General features: G+C 74.9%; 17 protein-coding genes and 2 pseudogenes. 5 read left to right on the top strand and 14 right to left on the bottom strand.

Annotation, left to right across the window (positions count from 1 at the left end; genetic code table 11):
* Nucleotides 1–53 precede the first annotated feature (53 nt).
* The 9 genes and pseudogenes from hemC to GFJ45_RS11320 form a co-directional block, all read right to left on the bottom strand.
* Nucleotides 54–548: pseudogene (hemC, locus tag GFJ45_RS11360) on the bottom strand (hydroxymethylbilane synthase); the annotation flags it as partial.
* A complete protein-coding gene (locus GFJ45_RS11355; RefSeq protein WP_153397256.1) occupies nucleotides 545–1,903 on the bottom strand; it encodes a glutamyl-tRNA reductase in 1,359 nt (452 codons plus the stop codon). The pseudogene hemC and the gene GFJ45_RS11355, both read right to left, overlap by 4 nt.
* Nucleotides 1,900–2,565 carry a redox-sensing transcriptional repressor Rex gene (locus GFJ45_RS11350; RefSeq protein ID WP_153397266.1) on the bottom strand — a complete coding sequence of 222 codons (666 nt, stop codon included), beginning with the start codon at nucleotides 2,563–2,565 and terminating at the stop codon, nucleotides 1,900–1,902. The genes GFJ45_RS11355 and GFJ45_RS11350 overlap by 4 nt, the downstream gene beginning before the upstream one ends.
* A 127-nt stretch (nucleotides 2,566–2,692) precedes the next feature.
* Nucleotides 2,693–2,977, bottom strand: a complete 285-nt coding sequence (locus tag GFJ45_RS11345) for a glutaredoxin family protein (protein WP_153397254.1) — start codon at nucleotides 2,975–2,977, stop codon at nucleotides 2,693–2,695.
* A complete protein-coding gene (locus GFJ45_RS11340; protein ID WP_153397252.1) occupies nucleotides 2,974–3,912 on the bottom strand; it encodes a lysophospholipid acyltransferase family protein in 939 nt (312 codons plus the stop codon). Before GFJ45_RS11340 ends, GFJ45_RS11345 begins: the two co-directional genes overlap by 4 nt.
* Complete coding sequence (locus GFJ45_RS11335; protein WP_228386904.1) at nucleotides 3,909–4,916, bottom strand: NAD-dependent epimerase/dehydratase family protein; 1,008 nt, start codon at nucleotides 4,914–4,916, stop codon at nucleotides 3,909–3,911. The genes GFJ45_RS11340 and GFJ45_RS11335 overlap by 4 nt, the downstream gene beginning before the upstream one ends.
* 75 nt (nucleotides 4,917–4,991) lie before the next feature.
* A complete protein-coding gene (locus GFJ45_RS11330; protein ID WP_003792170.1) occupies nucleotides 4,992–5,090 on the bottom strand; it encodes a 30S ribosomal protein bS22 in 99 nt (32 codons plus the stop codon).
* A gap of 127 nt (nucleotides 5,091–5,217) precedes the next feature.
* Nucleotides 5,218–5,421, bottom strand: a complete 204-nt coding sequence (locus GFJ45_RS11325) for a helix-turn-helix domain-containing protein (RefSeq protein ID WP_153397251.1) — start codon at nucleotides 5,419–5,421, stop codon at nucleotides 5,218–5,220.
* Between the two features lie 144 nt (nucleotides 5,422–5,565).
* Nucleotides 5,566–6,753: an acetoin utilization protein AcuC gene (locus tag GFJ45_RS11320; protein WP_153397249.1), complete on the bottom strand. Its 1,188-nt coding sequence runs from the start codon at nucleotides 6,751–6,753 to the stop codon at nucleotides 5,566–5,568.
* Nucleotides 6,754–6,797: 44 nt separating this feature from the next.
* Between GFJ45_RS11320 and GFJ45_RS11315 the strand changes: the two genes are divergently transcribed.
* Entirely contained in the window at nucleotides 6,798–7,466 is a 669-nt protein-coding gene (locus tag GFJ45_RS11315; protein ID WP_153397247.1) for a potassium channel family protein, read from the top strand.
* A 16-nt stretch (nucleotides 7,467–7,482) separates the two neighbouring features.
* Here the strand turns inward: GFJ45_RS11315 and GFJ45_RS11310 are convergent, their stop codons facing one another.
* From GFJ45_RS11310 to GFJ45_RS11290, 5 genes are all read right to left on the bottom strand, one after another.
* Entirely contained in the window at nucleotides 7,483–8,016 is a 534-nt protein-coding gene (locus tag GFJ45_RS11310; RefSeq protein WP_153397245.1) for a GNAT family N-acetyltransferase, read from the bottom strand.
* A 120-nt stretch (nucleotides 8,017–8,136) separates the two neighbouring features.
* A complete protein-coding gene (proC, locus tag GFJ45_RS11305; RefSeq protein WP_228386902.1) occupies nucleotides 8,137–8,973 on the bottom strand; it encodes a pyrroline-5-carboxylate reductase in 837 nt (278 codons plus the stop codon).
* A complete protein-coding gene (locus tag GFJ45_RS11300; RefSeq protein ID WP_153397243.1) occupies nucleotides 8,970–9,935 on the bottom strand; it encodes a proline dehydrogenase family protein in 966 nt (321 codons plus the stop codon). Before GFJ45_RS11300 ends, proC begins: the two co-directional genes overlap by 4 nt.
* Nucleotides 9,936–9,995: 60 nt before the next feature.
* The gene (locus GFJ45_RS11295; protein WP_153397241.1) at nucleotides 9,996–10,850 is read right to left on the bottom strand and encodes a sugar phosphate isomerase/epimerase family protein; all 855 of its coding nucleotides are present in this window, start codon (nucleotides 10,848–10,850) and stop codon (nucleotides 9,996–9,998) included.
* Complete coding sequence (locus GFJ45_RS11290) at nucleotides 10,847–11,773, bottom strand: Ppx/GppA phosphatase family protein (protein ID WP_153397239.1); 927 nt, start codon at nucleotides 11,771–11,773, stop codon at nucleotides 10,847–10,849. Before GFJ45_RS11290 ends, GFJ45_RS11295 begins: the two co-directional genes overlap by 4 nt.
* Before the next feature lie 55 nt (nucleotides 11,774–11,828).
* Between GFJ45_RS11290 and GFJ45_RS11285 the strand changes: the two genes are divergently transcribed.
* The 4 genes and pseudogenes from GFJ45_RS11285 to GFJ45_RS11270 all read left to right on the top strand — a co-directional run.
* A complete protein-coding gene (locus GFJ45_RS11285) occupies nucleotides 11,829–12,524 on the top strand; it encodes a class I SAM-dependent methyltransferase (RefSeq protein ID WP_228386900.1) in 696 nt (231 codons plus the stop codon).
* A 57-nt stretch (nucleotides 12,525–12,581) separates the two neighbouring features.
* Nucleotides 12,582–14,018: a DNA repair protein RadA gene (radA, locus tag GFJ45_RS11280; RefSeq protein ID WP_153397237.1), complete on the top strand. Its 1,437-nt coding sequence runs from the start codon at nucleotides 12,582–12,584 to the stop codon at nucleotides 14,016–14,018.
* A 117-nt stretch (nucleotides 14,019–14,135) separates the two neighbouring features.
* Nucleotides 14,136–15,212 (top strand): DNA integrity scanning diadenylate cyclase DisA, encoded by a 1,077-nt coding sequence (gene disA / locus GFJ45_RS11275; RefSeq protein ID WP_153397235.1) that lies wholly within the window; start codon nucleotides 14,136–14,138, stop codon nucleotides 15,210–15,212.
* A pseudogene (locus tag GFJ45_RS11270) lies at nucleotides 15,209–15,823 on the top strand (A/G-specific adenine glycosylase); the annotation flags it as partial. The gene disA and the pseudogene GFJ45_RS11270, both read left to right, overlap by 4 nt.
* Nucleotides 15,824–15,853 lie beyond the last annotated feature (30 nt).

Here is a 15,853-nt window from a genome sequence, read left to right as displayed (position 1 = left end):
GTCGAGGCCGTCCACTACCCCGGGCTGCCGGACCACCCCGGGCATGAGGTCGCGGCCAGCACGACGGCGTCCAGCCGGCCGGTCCGCACCTGGTCGATGCGGGTGCCCACGTTGCCGCGCAGGTCCGCCACCTGCAGGTCGGGCCGGGCCAGCCGCAGCTGGGCGGCGCGTCGCGGCGAGCCCGTCCCGACGCGGGCACCCTCCGGCAGCGCGGCCAGCGTCAGCCCGTCGCGTGCCACCAGGGCGTCGCGCGGGTCCTCCCGCTCCGGCACGGCGCCGAGCGCCAGCCCTGGCTCGGGCATGGTGGGCAGGTCCTTCAGGGAGTGCACCGCCAGGTCGATGCGGTCGGCCAGCAGCGCCTCGCGCAGCGCGCTGACGAAGACGCCGGTGCCACCGATCTGGCTGAGCGGCTGGCGGTTGGCGTCACCTTCGGTGCGCACCCGGACCAGCTCGACCTCGTGGCCGGCGGCGCGCAGCCGCGCGGCCACCCACTCCGACTGGGTGGTCGCCAGCGCGCTGGCGCGGGTGCCGAGCCGCAGCGCCGTCATGCCGACTCCTCCCCTCGCGGCGGGACCAGCCGGGGCGGGGTGGAGACGGTGGCGGTCTCCCGGGAGTCCAGGTCGAACAGCTGGCGAAGCGCGTCGGCGTAGTCGCCGCGGTCGTCGGAGACCAGCTGCTTGACCCGCACGGTGGGGGTGTGCAGCAGCTTGTCGACGACCCGCTGCACGGTGCGGCGCACCTCCTGCTGCTCCCGCTGCGGCAGCTCGGGCAGCCGCTGGGCCAGCCGCTCCACCTCGGCGTCGACGACGTCGGCCGCCCGGGCGCGCAACGCGGCGACGGTCGGGCCGACCTGCTGCGCGCGGCGCTCGGTGAGGTAGGCCGCGACCTCACCGGTCACCAGGTCCTGCACCTGCTGCAGCACCTGCCGGGAGTCGGTGGGCGTGGGCGCTGCGGCGGCATCCGGCACCGCGGGTCCGGCGCCGTCCGGCTGCCCGGTCAGGTCGGACAGCCCCCACACGTGGACGCCGGGCAGCGCGGCGACGTCGTCGGCCACGTCGCGCGGCAGCGCCAGGTCGATCACGGCCAGCGGCTGGCTGCGGCCCGCCCGGGACGGGGCGAGCTGCTCGGCCCGCAGCACGTGCCCGACCGAGCCGGTGCAGGTCAGCACCAGGTCGGCGGCACCGACGAGCTCGGCTAGGTGTTCCCACCCGGCCGCTCGCCCGCCGTGCGTGGCGGCCAGCCGCTCGGCGCGCTCCCGGGTGCGGTTGACCACGGTCAGGTCGGTCACGCCGACGCGGGCCAGCGTGGCCGCCGCCAGCCCGGACATAGCGCCGGCGCCGACGAGCACGGTCCGGGCCTGCCGCGGGTCCGGGAGCACGGTGCGGGCACGGTCCAGGCCCAGCTGGACCAGGGAACGGCTCACCTCGTCGATCGCGGTGTCGGTGTGGGCCCGCTTGCCGACCCGCAGCGCGTGCTGGAAGAGCGGGTTCAGCGACGGGCCGACGTGGGCCTGCTGCTGGGCGGAGGCGAGCGACTCGCGCAGCTGGCCCAGCACCTGGCTCTCGCCCACGGCCATCGACTCCAGCCCGCAGGCGAGCGAGAACAGGTGGGAGACCGCGCGGTCCTCGTAGTGGACGTACAGGTGGTCGGTCAGCGTGTCGAGCGGGACGCCGGTCACCTCGGCGAGCGACTCACCCACCTGGGCCAGGCCGCCGTGGAAGGTGTGGGCGTCGACGTACACCTCGGTGCGGTTGCAGGTCGCCACCACGATCGCCTCGGCGACGTCCTCGCGGCGGTGCGCCGCGGCCGCCAGCTCCAGGGCGCCCTCGGGCGAGAGGGCGACCTGCTCCAGCAGCGCGATCGGGGCGGTGCGGTGGGACATCCCCACCACCAGCAGGCTCATCCGGCGGTCTCCTCAGCGTGGTCGTCGGCCAGGGAGCGACGCTGCTCGTGGAAGGCCAGGATCTGCAGCTCGGTCGCCATGTCCACCCGGCGCACCTCGACGCCGTCGGGCACGCTGAGCAGGCAGGGGGCGAAGTTCAGGATGGAGCGCACGCCCATCGCCACCAGCCGGTCGGCGACCTGCTGGGCGCTCCTGGCCGGGGTGGTGATGACCCCGATGGCCACCCGGGGCCCGGCCGAGGCCAGCTGGTCCAGGGTGCGCACCGTCAGCCCCTCGATGGCGGTGCCGACCAGGGCGGGGTCCTCATCGACCAGCGCCACCACGCGGAAGCCGCGGGTGGCGAAGCCGCGGTAGGCGGCCAGCGCCCGGCCCAGGTTGCCGAGGCCGACGATGACGACGGGCCAGTCCTGGGTCAGCCCCAGCTCCCGGGCGATCTGGGCCGACAGCTGCGCGACGTCGTAGCCGACACCGCGGACGCCGTAGGAGCCCAGGTGCGACAGGTCCTTGCGCAGCTGGGTGGAGCGCACCCCCGCGAGCCCGGCCAGCTCCTCGCTGGAGATCGACGGAGTCCCCCGTTCGGCGGCTTGGCCCAGGGCCCTGAGGTATCCCGGGAGCCGCCCCACGGTGGCCTCGGGCACACCACGTCGGGCGGGCTCGGCCATCACGACGGCACCGGCTCCTCTCCGTCGGGTCCGGCGCTTATACCAAAGTGCGCGGTCCGATGTGCAGGGACCCCCCCACCTTACGACTTTGTGAACGCAGGCACAAAGTCGCTGACCAGCCGAGCGGTCAGCGGCGCGGGAGGAGCCGCCGCCACCACGGCCGCCGCAGTGCCCTCCGCACCTGGACCGGCTCCAGCCGCCAGTGCCCGACCTCCCGGCCGTCGACCAGCAGCACGGGGACCAGCGTCCGGTAGCGTTCCCGCAGGTCGGGGTGGGCGTCCAGGTCCTGCTCCTCCCAGGACTCGCCCAGCTCGCCGGCGACGGCGGCGACCACCTCCCGCGCCGGGCCGCACAGGTGGCACCCGCTGCGGGTCAGCAGCACCGCGCGCGGCCGCTGCCCCACGTCGCTCACCCGAACACCCGCCCGCGGCGGTCCAGCAGCGCGTAGAGGGTGTGCTGGATGGTCTCCCGCACCCGGTCGGTGAGCTCGAACACCACCTCCGGGTCCTCCGCGGCGGCCGGGCCGTACCCGGTGGTGTCGATCGGCTCGCAGAACTGGATGAGCCACTTGGCGGGCAGCGGCACCAGTCCCAGCGGACCCAGCCACGGGAAGGTCGGGGTCAGCGGTAGGTACGGCAGCCCCAGCACCCGCGCCAGCGCGCTGGCGTTGCCCAGCACGGGGTAGGCCTCCTCGGCGCCCACGACGGCGCAGGGCACGATCGGGACACCGGTGCGCAGCGCGGCGGCGACGAACCCGCCGCGGCCGAACCGCTGCAGCCGGTACCGGTCGCGGAACGGCTTCCCCACCCCCTTGAACCCCTCCGGCCACACCCCGACCAGCTCGCCGGAGGACAGCAGCCGCTCGGCGTCGGTGTGGGTGGCGAGCGTGCTGCCGGTGCGCCGCGCCACCGGCCCGACACCCGGGGTGGCGAAGACCAGGTCGGCGGCGAGCATCCGCAGGTAGCGGCGCTGCGGGTGGGTCTCCCGCACCGCCACCTGGGTCATCAGCGAGTCGACCGCCACCGCACCGGCGTGGTTGGCGACCACCAGGGCACCGCCCTCGGCGGGCACGTGCTCGATCCCGGTGACCTCGGTGCGGAACCACTGGTGGAACAGCGGCCGCAGCAGCGGCAGGTACACGTGCTCGGTGAAGTCGGGGTCGAACCCGAACTCGTCCACGGTGAAGTCGGCGGTGAGCCGCCGTCGCAGGAACGCCAGCGTCCCCGCGACCGCGTCCTCCAGCTCGGCCCCGGCCAGACCCGCGGCAGCGCCCCCGGCCCGCAGCGCCTGGACCAGGGCGGTCACCGCGCGCTCCAGGTCGGTGGGCGGCTGACCCGGCTGGGTCACGGCGCCGTCACCGCCTCCGGCCCGCGGTCGCGGTCACGCAGCGCCGCGAGGTAGGACTCGAACGTCGCCCGGGTCGAGTGGGCCGGGGCGAACCCGAGCTCGGTGCGCATCCGGGTGGTGTCCACCACCCGGCCGTAGGCCAGCAACGCCTGGTGGTCCCGCGGCAGCGCGGCGACGCCCGCGCTGCGGGAGAGCCACTGCACCGGCCGGTCCAGCAGCGGCGGCACGGGCACCCAGGGCCGCCGGGTGAGCGCCACCGCCTGGCTGGTCATCAGCACCCCGTCGCCGGCCACGTTGCACGGCCCCACCGGCTCGGCGCGGACCGCGCGCACGCAGGCGGCGACGGCGTCGTCCTCGTGCAGCAGCTGCAGCCGTCCGTCGCGGCCCAGGGGGACGGGGAGCACCGGCAGCGCGAAGTACTCGGTGAGCACGGTGCGGATGGTGGGACCGACCACGCTGGCCATGCGCAGCAGCGTGATGCCGATGTCGGGCCGGCGCCGGGCCAGGCCGCGCACGTAGCCCTCGACCTCGATGGAGTCCCGGGCGAAGTCGGACCGGGGCGCCGACCGCGCCGCCATGTCCTCGGTGAAGACGGCGGGGTCCCGAGGGGAGGCGCCGTAGATGCCGGCGGTCGACTTCACGACCAGCCGGCGCACGCTGGGTGCCTTCTGGCAGGCGGCCAGCAGCTGCATGGTGCCCAGGACGTTGATGTCCTTCTGCACCACCCGCCCGCCGGCGGCGGCGGGGGTGGCGATGACACCCATGTGCAGGACGGTGTCCACCTCGGCCTGCCGCAGCAGCCGAGCGACCAGCGGGCTGCGCACGTCCGCGCGGACGAACTCACCGCGGCCCAGCGGGTGCCGCGGTGGCCGCAGGTCCACGCCGATGACGCGCTCGACCGCCTCGTCGGCGGCCAGCCGGCGGGCGGCCCGGCCGCCCAGCTCGCCGCCCACCCCGGTGACCATGACCACCCGGGGCGGCGGATCCGGCACTGCTGGGGTCACCCCCCTGACACTACTGCGGCGCCGGTACCCCAGCAGGGGGGACCGGCGCCGTGGTTCAGCCGCGTGGGCCGGCGCTCACTTCTTGTTGCGGCGCTGGTGGCGGGTCTTGCGCAGCAGCTTGCGGTGCTTCTTCTTGGCCATGCGCTTGCGGCGCTTCTTGATCACAGAGCCCATCGGCGAACGCGTCCTGTTCTTCGTCTCGGGTGTCGGTCGGGCCCGGGGCGCAGCCAGGGGCGTGCGGCGGTCCGGGCGAGCCTGGTCAGCCTACCGGTCCGGCAGAGCCGCCCCAAACCGGCGGACGTCAGGCGGTGCCGTGGTAGGAGTCCCGCAGGTACTCGTGCACCGCCTTGGCGGGGACCCGGAAGGAGCGCCCGACCCGGACTGCCGGCAGCTCACCGGAGTGGACCAGCCGGTAGACGGTCATCTTGGAGACCCGCATCACCTCGGCCACCTCGGCCACGGTCATGAAGGACATCTCCGCCAACGGGCTCTCCTCTGCCGCCATGGGGTCTTCCGTTCTGTCAGGAGGGCTCGGGCACCCGGTCACTGTCCCTCTTCACCGGTGCCACCTATCAGGGGCAAACACTAGAGGCAGATGGTGTCCCTGCGAAAGTAGAGACGGAAAGAAAGTCCACCCGACACGCCGGCGTCAGTCGAACCAGGGGTCCAGTCCGAGCCCGGGGAACACGGCGGAGCGGCTCGCCTGGACAGCCACGTCCACCTCGTCGTCGGGGTCGTGGCCGTCGTCCCACCGGCCGTACTCCACCGGCGCCCCGCCCCGGTCCCCCATCCGCGCCGGCCCGCGGCGACCGTAGACCCGGGTGACGTAGTCCAGCCAGCTCTGCGGCACCGGCTCGGTGAGCCCGACGGGCCGGTGCCCGGCGACCCCGACCAGGTGCGCCCACACCCGGGGCACCACGTCGACCAGCTCGTAGCCGCCCCCGCCCAGCGCCAGCCACCGTCCCCCGGCGACCTCGTGGGCCAGGTCGTGCACGCCCACCATGGCCGCCTGCATCGCGTCGACCGAGAGCGCCAGGTGCGCCAGCGGGTCGGCGACGTGCCCGTCGCAGCCGTGCTGGCTCACGACCAGCTGCGGCCGGAACGCGCGCACCGCGGCCGGCACCACCGCGTGGAAGGCCCGCAGCCACCCGCGGTCACCGGTGCCCGCCGGCAGCGCGACGTTGAGGGCCGAGTCCGGCGCCCGGGGGCCGCCGCGGTCGCCGGGGAAGCCGGTACCGGGGAACAGCAGCTGCCCCGTCTCGTGCAGCGAGATCGTGAGCACCCGCGGGTCGTCCCAGAACACCCGCTCCACCCCGTCCCCGTGGTGGACGTCCAGGTCCACGTAGACGACCCGCTCGGCGCCCTCGGTGAGGACCGCGGCGATGGCGGCGGCGGCGTCGTTGTAGATGCAGAACCCGCTGGCCCGCCGCGGCATGGCGTGGTGCAGTCCCCCGGCGATGTTCACGCCGTGCCGGGCGTCCCCGCGCCAGACCGCGCGGGCGGCGCCCACGGAGCCGCCCACCGCGAGCGCGGAGGCCTCGTGCATGCCGGCGAAGGCGGGGGTGTCCTCGGTGCCGAGGCCGTAGCTGCCGTCGGCCGTCCGGGGGTCGGCCGACAGCCGGCGCACCACCTGCACGTAGTCCGGGTCGTGGACGGTGTGCAGCAGCTCGTCGTCGGCGCTCGGATGACGGACGACCTGCACCTCCGGGGGCTCCAGCAGCCCCAGCTCCTCGGCCAGCCGGTGGGTCAGCGCCAGCCGGGAGGGGTGCATGGGGTGGCCGGGACCGAAGTCGTAGGACGTGCAACGCTGGTCCCAGACGACCTGAGTCCCGATCATGGTGGCCACGCTAACCCACCACCGACCTGCGAGGAGTGGCGCGCATGACCAAGCAGCGGCTGTTCGACGAGGACGCCCTCGTGATCGGCCTGGGCCGGTTCGGGGCGGCAGCCGCCCTGGAGATGGACCGGCTGGGGTACCGCATCCACGCCATCGAGCAGCGGCACGCGGTCGCCGAGCGGTTCTCCCGCCGGCTGATGCGGGTGCTGTCGCTGGACTCCACCAACCCGGACGAGCTGCAGCAGGCCAAGCCGGCCACGTTCCGGGTCGCGGTGGTGGGGATCGGGAGCTCGATCGAGGGCTCGCTGCTGACCGCCGGCAACCTGGTCGACGCGGGCGTCCCGTCCATCTGGGCCAAGGCGGTCTCGGCCGAGCACGCCCGACTGCTCGAGCGCATCGGTGTCCACCACGTGGTCTTCCCGGAGGCCGAGTCCGGCAGCCGGGTCGCCCACCTGGTCAACGACAAGATGCAGGGCTACATCGAGTTCGAGGACGGCTACGCGATCGTGAAGATGTCGCCCCCGCAGGAGATGATCGGGTTCACCCTGGCCCAGGCCGACATCCGCAAGCGGTACGGCGTGACCGTGGTCGGGGTCAAGGCACCCGGCGAGGACTTCACCCACGCCGTGCCCGAGACCAAGGTGGGGCCGCACCACGTGCTGATCGTCTCCGGCCCGAGCAAGCTCATCGAGCAGCTCGCCGGCCGGCCCTGACCGCCCGCGCGGGCGGCTACAGGCTGGTGGGCATGCCGCTGGCGTTGCCCAGCGGGAGCACCATCGCGGTCTCCTCGGCGTCCTCGCCGTCGTCGACCCCGCGGATGCGCACCGGCCGGCGGCTGTCGGTGGGCCGGAACCCGAAGCTGCTGGCGAAGGCCACCGCGCGACCGTTGTCGGTGCCGACCCAGTAGACCAGGTGCTTGAGCCGGTCGGCGCGCGCCTGGGTGGCGGCGGCCTCCAGCAGCCGCCGGGCCACCCCGGTGCCGCGCTGCTCCGGCTCGACCCAGAGACCGAACAGCTCGCCGACACCCTCCTCGTCCATGTTGTGGCTGCCGACGCTGACCACCCCGACGGGGCGCCCCTCACGCTCGGCGAGCAGCCGCCGGGAGCGCTGCATCCGCGCGCGCCAGCGCTCCTCGTCGTACTTCTCCTCTTCGTCGTGGGAGGCGACGAAGGCTTCCGGAGACTCCTGCAGAGCGCGCAGCCGCACGTCGCGGTACTCCGACCAGCTCTCCTCATCCAGCAGGCGCACGGCAATCTCGCTCATGCGGCTAACCCTGCCACAGTGGCGGTGGCCCCGGCGACGCCCCCAGGTGCGGCAGCCCGCGGCGGGCGGCTGACCAGCCTCGATCCGTGACCCGCTCCGGTCGCGGTCGCCCCGCCCGCGTCAGCCCCCGGAGGAGAGCTCGCCGGAGCGGCGGGCAGCGGCCTCCATGGCGGTGAGGAACGCGGCGCGCACCTTGTGGTCCTCCAGCGCCCGCAGCGCGGCCACGCTGGTGCCGCCGGGGCTGGAGACCTGCTCGCGGAGGACCGTCGGGTGCTGACCGGTCTCCTTGATCATGGTCGCGGCGCCGTAGAGGGTCTGCACGACCAGCTCGGTCGCGGTCGAGCGGGGCAGCCCGAGCAGCACGCCCGCCTCGATCATCGCCTCGACGACGTAGTAGATGTAGGCCGGCCCGCTCCCGCTGATCGCGGTCACCGCGTCCTGGTGCCGTTCCTCGACCGTCACCACCCTGCCGACGGTCGCGAGCAGGCCGTGCGCCTGGGCGACGTGCTCGGCGGTGCAGTGCCGGCCCGGGCTGACCGCCGACATGCCCTCGTCGACCAGCGCCGGGGTGTTGGGCATCGCCCGCACCACCCCGGTGCCCGAGGGCAGCCGCTCCTCGAGGAAGTCGGTGGTGATGCCGGCAGCGATGGAGATGACCAGGGTGTGCGGCCGGACCGCGCCGTGCACCTGGGCGAGCAGCTCGGCCATGTCCTGCGGCTTTACCGCGAGCACCACCACGTCGGCGGCCGCCGCCGCCGACGGCGCGTCCCCCGGGTGCACGCCGAGCCGGTCGGCCAACGCCGCGGACCGCTCGGCGACCCGGTCGCTGACCCACAACCGCTCGGGCGGGTGGCCCGCCCGGATCAGCGCCGCCAGCAGCGTGCTGCCCATGACGCCGCCGCCGAGCACGGCCACGGTCGCGCCGGTCACGCCGCCCATCGGCTCCTCCGCAGTCATCCCGTCGACACCAGCGAGCGAAGGAAGAACAGCGCGTTGGCGGGACGCTCGGCCATCCGGCGCATCAGGTAGCCGTACCACTCCTCCCCGTACGGCACGTAGACGCGCACGGTGTGCCCCGTCCGGGCCAGCCGACGCTGCTCGTCCGGGCGGATGCCGTAGAGCATCTGCAGCTCGTAGCTGTCCCGGTCGCGGCCGTAGCGGGCCGCCAGCACCTGGGCGATCTCCACCAGCCGCGGGTCGTGAGTGGCCACCATGGGGTAGCCCTGGCCCGCCATGAGCGCCTTGAGGCACCGCACGTAGGACAGGTCGATCTCACGCTTGTCCTGGTAGACGGCCGAGGCCGGCCCACCGTAGGCACCCTTGCAGAGCCGCACCCGGCTACCCTCGTGCGCCAGCTCCCGGCAGTCGCCCTCGGTGCGGTAGAGCGCCGACTGCAGCACCGCCCCTACCCACGGGAAGTCCGCGCGCAGCGCCCGCAGGATCGTCAGCGTGGAGTCGACGGTGCTGTGGTCCTCCATGTCGAGGGTGACCGTGGTGCCGGCCGCGGCCGCCCGCTCGCAGATGGCGCGGGCGTGCTCGAGCGCCACCTGCTCGCCGTCCCCGGGCAGCGCCTGGCCGATCGCGCTGAGCTTGAGGCTGACCTCGACCCGGCCGTCCTCGGTGAGCCCGGCCTCCTGCAGCGCCCCCAGCAGCTGCAGGTAGGTGTCGCGGATGCGGCCTGCCATCTGGGCGTCCCGGGTGTCCTCCCCGAGGTGGTCCAGCGTCACCCGGCGGCCGCTCTCGGTCAGCGCGGAGGCGGCCGACACCGCGTCACCGGTCCCGGTGCCCGGCACGTACCGCGCCACGACGGACCGGCTCACCGGAGCCTGCTCCAGGACCCGGCGCAGGTCGTCACTGCGGCTCAGCGTGAGCAGCCCGTGGCGCAGCCAGGTCGCCGGGTCCAGGTATGTGGCGTCCATCTCGCGTGTCCGACCTCTCCGCTCGCACCCTGGGCCCGCGGGCACGGGCCCAGGGTCAGGCTATGCCCCCGCGCTCGCGGCCGGCCCGCCCGGGACCGGTGCGTCGGGCAGCCGGCAGTGGTGGCGGGTGAACGCCAGCGCCTCGGCCAGGTCGACCTCCCGCTGCTCGGGGTCGGCCTTGCGGGTGCCCACCTCGATGGTGACGGCCCCGCGGTAGCCGCCGGCGACCAGTGTGCGCAGCACCTCACCGCACGGCTGGACGCCCCGGCCCGGCACCAGGTGCTCGTCGCGGAAGCTGCCCGTGGAGTCGGAGAAGTGCACGTGCCGGACCCGGGTCCCCAGGCTGGCGGCGAGGGCGGCCGGGTCCTGGCCGGCGGTGGCGGCGTGCGACACGTCCAGGGTCACGTTCGGGTAGGGCTGGCCGACCAGGTCCCAGTGCGGCAGGTAGGCCTGCATCTCCGAGTTTCGGGCCCGCCAGGGGAACATGTTCTCCACGGCGACCGCCAGCCCGGTGCGCCGCTCCCGCTCGGCGACACCCTCGACGAAGCCGGAGGCGTAGTCGCGCTGCCAGCGGAACGGCGGGTGCACGACCACGACGTCGGCCCCGACCTGGGCGGCGAGGTCGAGGGAGCGGTCGACCTTGCCCCACGGCCGCCAGCCCCACAGCCGCTGGCTGAGCAGCAGCGTGGGGGCGTGCACGGCCCCGATCGGCAGCCCGTGCAGCTGGGACAGCGCGTCCAGCGCGCCGGCCTCCTGGGTGACCGGGTCGGTCCAGACCATCACCTCCACGCCGTCATACCCGAGCCGCTCGGCCAGGTCGAAGGCGTAGGCACAGTTCTCCGGGTAGACCGAGGACGACGACAGCAGCACCGGCAGCGAGGCCGCCGGGGGCGGGGTGAGGGGCGGCTGGCTCATGGCGCCATCCGGTCCAGCCGGCGCAGGATGAAGCCCTCCCGCAGCGCCCACGGGCAGACCTCCAGCTGGTCCACCCCCAGCAGGTCCATCGCCGCCTCGACGACCACCGCGCCGGCCAGCAGCTGCGGGGCGCGCGCCGACGACACCCCGGGCAGGGCGCTCCGGTCGTTGGCACTGAGCGCGGCCAGCCGGGGCACCAGCGCCTGCAGGTCGGGGTGCTTCAGCGTGCGGCGCACGTACGGGCCGTCGCCGCTCGGGGCCGACCCGCACACCCGGGCCAGCGAGCGGATGGTCTTGCTGGTCCCGACGACCCGGTCCGGCTCCCCCACCTTCACCAGCTGCCGGGCCACGCCGCCCACCTCCGCCCGCACCCGGCGGCGCAGCTGGCGCACCTGCTCGCCCGACGGCGGGTCGCCGACCAGCTCCCGGGTGAGCCGGCCCGCTCCCAGCGGCAGGCTCAGCGCGACGTCGGGGTCCTCGTCGAGCCCGGCCGCCAGCTCCAGCGACCCGCCGCCGATGTCGACGACGAGGAGCCGGCCCGCCGACCAGCCGTGCCAGCGGCGGGCCGCCAGGAACGTGAGCCGGGCCTCCTCCTCCCCCTCGAGCACCTCCAGCCGGACACCGGACTCCCCCTCGACGAGGTCGAGCACCTCCTCGGTGTTGCCCGCGTCACGGATCGCGCTGGTGGCGATCCCCAGCAGCGCGGCGGCACCGCGGCTCTCGGCGATCTCGGCGCACTGCCGGACGAACCCGGCCAGGGTGGCCGCGCCCTCCTCGGAGACCCGCTGTTGGTCGGTGAGGTGCTCGGCCAGCCGCAGCGCGATCTTGTGGGAGTGGTCCGGCAGCGGGTGGGCACCGGGGTGGGCGTCCAGGACCAGCAGGTGCACGGTGTTGGAGCCGACGTCGATCACCCCGAGTCGCATGGTCCTCAGGCTAGCCCCCGTCCGCGAGGAGCGTTGAGCCGCGTAACCTGCCGCCGTGGCCGACCTCCCCGAGCCGCTGCCCAGCCCCAACATCTGGCAGCATCCCGACGTCTACGAGCTGGAGAACCAGGGGGTGGACCCCGACGGCGCGATCTGGTCGGCGATGCGTGCCGTGGCCGACTGGCGCGGGCGGCACGTCCTCGACGTCGGGTGCGGAAGCGGCTACCACCTGCCGCTGCTGGCCGAGCAGGCCGGCCGGGTGACCGGCGTCGAGCCGCACCCGCCGCTGGCCGAGCGTGCCCGCGCCCGGGTAGCGGCCCTGCCGCACGTCCAGGTGCTGGCGGGCACCGCCCAGCGGCTGCCGCTGCCGGACCGGTCGGTGGAGGTCGTGCACGCCCGGTGGGCCTACTTCTTCGGGCCCGGCTGCGAGCCGGGGCTGGCCGAGCTGGACCGGGTGGTCGGCCCTGGCGGGACGGCCTTCGTCATCGACAACGACGCGACCCGCTCCACGTTCGCCGGCTGGTTCCGGCGCGCCTGGCCCGACTACGACCCGGTGGCGGTCGAGCGGTTCTGGCGGCGGCAGGGGTGGGAGGTCACCCGCGTGGACATGCGCTGGCAGTTCGCGACCCGCGAGGAGCTGGCGGCCGTGGTGCGGATCGAGTTCCCGCCGGCCGTCGCCGAGCAGGTACTCGCCGAGCACGAGGGCACCGGGGTGGACTACGCCGTCAACCTCTGGCACCGGCGCTACTGACCGCTCGCGGCGCCGGTCACCGGTCACTGTCACCGGCACGCCGTAGGGTTCCCAACCGTGAGCAGCAACAGGGCACGAGCCGGCTACCGCTGCGCGGAGTGCGGCTGGAGCAGCGTCAAGTGGGTGGGCCGCTGCGGGGAGTGCCAGGCGTGGGGCACCGTCGAGGAGGCCGGGGCCGGGCGGGCAGTCGCCGCCGCCCGCACCGCCTCGCTGGCGCCGGTGAGCCCGGCACGCCCGATCGGGCAGATCGACGCCGAGCCGGCCCGGGCCAGGTCCACCGGGGTCGGGGAGTTCGACCGCGTCCTCGGCGGCGGGCTGGTGCCCGGCGGGGTGGTCCTCATGGCCGGCGAGCCCGGGATCGGCAAGTCGACGCTGGCCCTCGACGTCGCCGCCCGCGCCGCCCGCACCGGGGGCAGCGCGCTCTACGTCTCCGGGGAGGAGTCGGCCGCCCAGGTGCGGCTGCGCGCCGAGCGCACCGGCTCGGTGGCCGACCGGCTGCTGCTGGCGGCCGAGACCGACCTGGCCACCGTGCTGGGCCACCTGGAGACCACCCAGCCCGACCTGCTGGTGGTGGACTCGGTGCAGACCATCGCCAGCGCCGAGGTGGACGGTGCCGCCGGCAACGTCTCCCAGGTGCGGGAGGTGGCGGGCGCGCTCATCCGCGCGGCGAAGATGAACGGCACGGCGATGATCCTGGTGGGGCACGTGACCAAGGACGGGTCGGTGGCCGGTCCCCGGGTGCTGGAGCACCTGGTGGACGTGGTGGTGCAGTTCGAGGGCGAGCGCCACTCCCGGTTGCGGCTGGTGCGGGCGGTCAAGAACCGGTTCGGACCCACCGACGAGGTCGGCTGCTTCGACCTGGGCGACGGGGGCATCGTGGGGCTGCCCGACCCCAGCGGGCTGTTCGTGACCAGCCGCGACCGGGCCGTCCCGGGCACCTGCGTGACGGTGACGCTGGAGGGCCGGCGCCCGCTGGTGACCGAGGTGCAGGCGCTGGTCACCCCCACCGGCGCCGGGAGCCCGCGGCGCACCACCAGCGGCCTGGACTCCTCCCGGCTGGCGATGGTGCTGGCGGTGCTCACCCGACGGGCCGGGCTCCCCCAGGTCATCGGGCAGGACTGTTATGCCTCCACGGTCGGCGGGGTGCGGCTGGTGGAGCCGGCCGCCGACCTGGCGCTGGCGCTGGCGATCGCCGGTGCCCACCTGGACCAGCCGCTCCCGCAGGCCATGATCGCCGTCGGTGAGGTGGGCCTGGCCGGTGACCTGCGCCCGGTCGCCGGGCTGCCCCGACGGCTGGCCGAGGCGGCTCGGATCGGCTTCACGCGCGCGGTCGTGCCGGCCGGCTCGCTCACCGAGGGCCGCCCGCCGGAGGGGATGCGGGTCAAGGAGGTGTCCTCGCTGGTGGAGGCGTTGCAGTACCTCATCGGGCGCAGCGGCGACACGCCCCCGCCCGCGCCGTCCGACCCGACCGTGGTGCCGCTGCCCCGGCAGTGACCGGCCCCGGCTGGTTGCGATCCGGTCACGAACCGCGACAGGCCCCCGGCGGCGTGCGCCCGGCTGGCTACACTCACGGCCACCGGACGGCGATCTGTAGGGACGGGGCGGACGATCATGGAGCGCAGCGACGAGGACCTGCTGCGGTCCACCCTGGCCGCGATCGCCCCGGGCACCGAGCTGCGGGACGGCCTGGAGCGGATCCTGCGCGGCCGGACCGGGGCGCTGGTGGTGCTGGGGTTCGACCGCACCGTCGAGGCGCTGTGCACCGGCGGCTTCGAGCTGGACGTCGACTTCTCCGCCACCCGGCTGCGCGAGCTGGCCAAGATGGACGGCGCGGTGGTGCTGGACCGGGACGGCACCCGCATCGTGCGGGCGGCCACGCAGCTGGTGCCCGACCCGAGCATCGAGACCCGGGAGAGCGGCACCCGGCACCGCACCGCCGAGCGCGTGGCCAAGCAGACCGGCTACCCCGTGGTCACGGTGAGCCAGTCGATGTCGATCGTGGCCGTCTACGTCGGCGGGGTGCGGCACGTGCTGGAGGACTCCAGCGAGATCATGTCGCGCGCCAACCAGGCGCTGCAGACCCTGGAGCGCTACAAGAGCAGGCTGGATGAGGTCGCCGGCGCGCTGTCCGCGCTGGAGATCGAGGACATGGTGACCGTGCGCGACGTCGCCGCCGTGCTGCAGCGGCTGGAGATGGTGCGCCGCATCAACAGCGAGATCGCCAACTACACCGTCGAGCTCGGCATCGACGGCCGGCTGCTCAACCTGCAGCTGGAGGAGCTGACCGGCGGCCTGGGCAACGACCGGGAGCTGGTGATCCGCGACTACGTGGACAACAGCCGCGAGCCCCGGGCGGTCGCCGAGATCATGGACTGCCTGGGCTCGCTGTCGGCCACCGACCTGCTGGACCCGGCCGCGGTCGCCCGCTGCCTGGGGTTCACCACGAGCGGCGAGGGGCTGGACTCCTCGGTGAGCCCGCGCGGGTTGCGGCTGCTGTCGCGGGTGCCGCGGCTGCCGGGGGTGGTCATCGAGCGCCTCATCGAGCACTTCGGCTCGCTGCAGAGCCTGCTGTCGGCCGGCGTGGAGGAGCTGCGCGAGGTCGACGGGGTGGGCGACCTGCGTGCCCGGGCGGTGCGGGAGGGGCTGTCGCGGCTGGCCGAGACCAGCATCCTGGAGCGGTACGTGTGACGGCGCCCGCCGCCGCGGGCCCGGCATCCGGCCCTGGCAGCCCGGTGCTGGACTGGTACGCCCGGCACGCGCGCGAGCTGCCGTGGCGAGCCCCTGACTGCACCCCCTGGGGCGTGCTGGTCTCGGAGGTGATGCTGCAGCAGACGCCCGTCGCGCGGGTGCTGCCCGTCTGGCAGGAGTGGCTCGCGCGCTGGCCGGAGCCGGCCGACCTGGCCGCGTCCTCCCCCGGCGAGGCGGTCCGCGCCTGGGGCCGGCTCGGCTACCCCCGGCGCGCGCTGCGGCTGCACGCGGCCGCCACGGAGCTGACCGAGCGGTTCGGTGGCGTGGTCCCGGACGACGAGGTGACGCTGCGGCAGCTCCCCGGCATCGGGGAGTACACCGCGGCCGCCGTGGCCGCGTTCGCCTTCGGCCGTCGGGCCGTGGTGCTGGACACCAACGTGCGCCGGGTGCTGGCCCGCGCCGATGGCGGGCAGCAGTGGCCGGCGGCCTCCCCGACCCGGGCCGAGCGCGACCGCGCCGCCGGGCTGCTCCCGCGGGACGCGGCGACCTCCGCGCGGTGGAACGTCGCGCTCATGGAGCTGGGGGCGTTGGTGTGCACGGCCCGGCGGCCCGAGGGGTGAGGAGCTCGACCACGTCCTCGG

The organism is Ornithinicoccus halotolerans (assembly GCF_009602535.1).
GTDB classification, from domain to species: Bacteria; Actinomycetota; Actinomycetes; order Actinomycetales; family Dermatophilaceae; genus Ornithinicoccus; species Ornithinicoccus halotolerans.
This window is presented reverse-complemented; position numbering and strand designations above follow the sequence as displayed.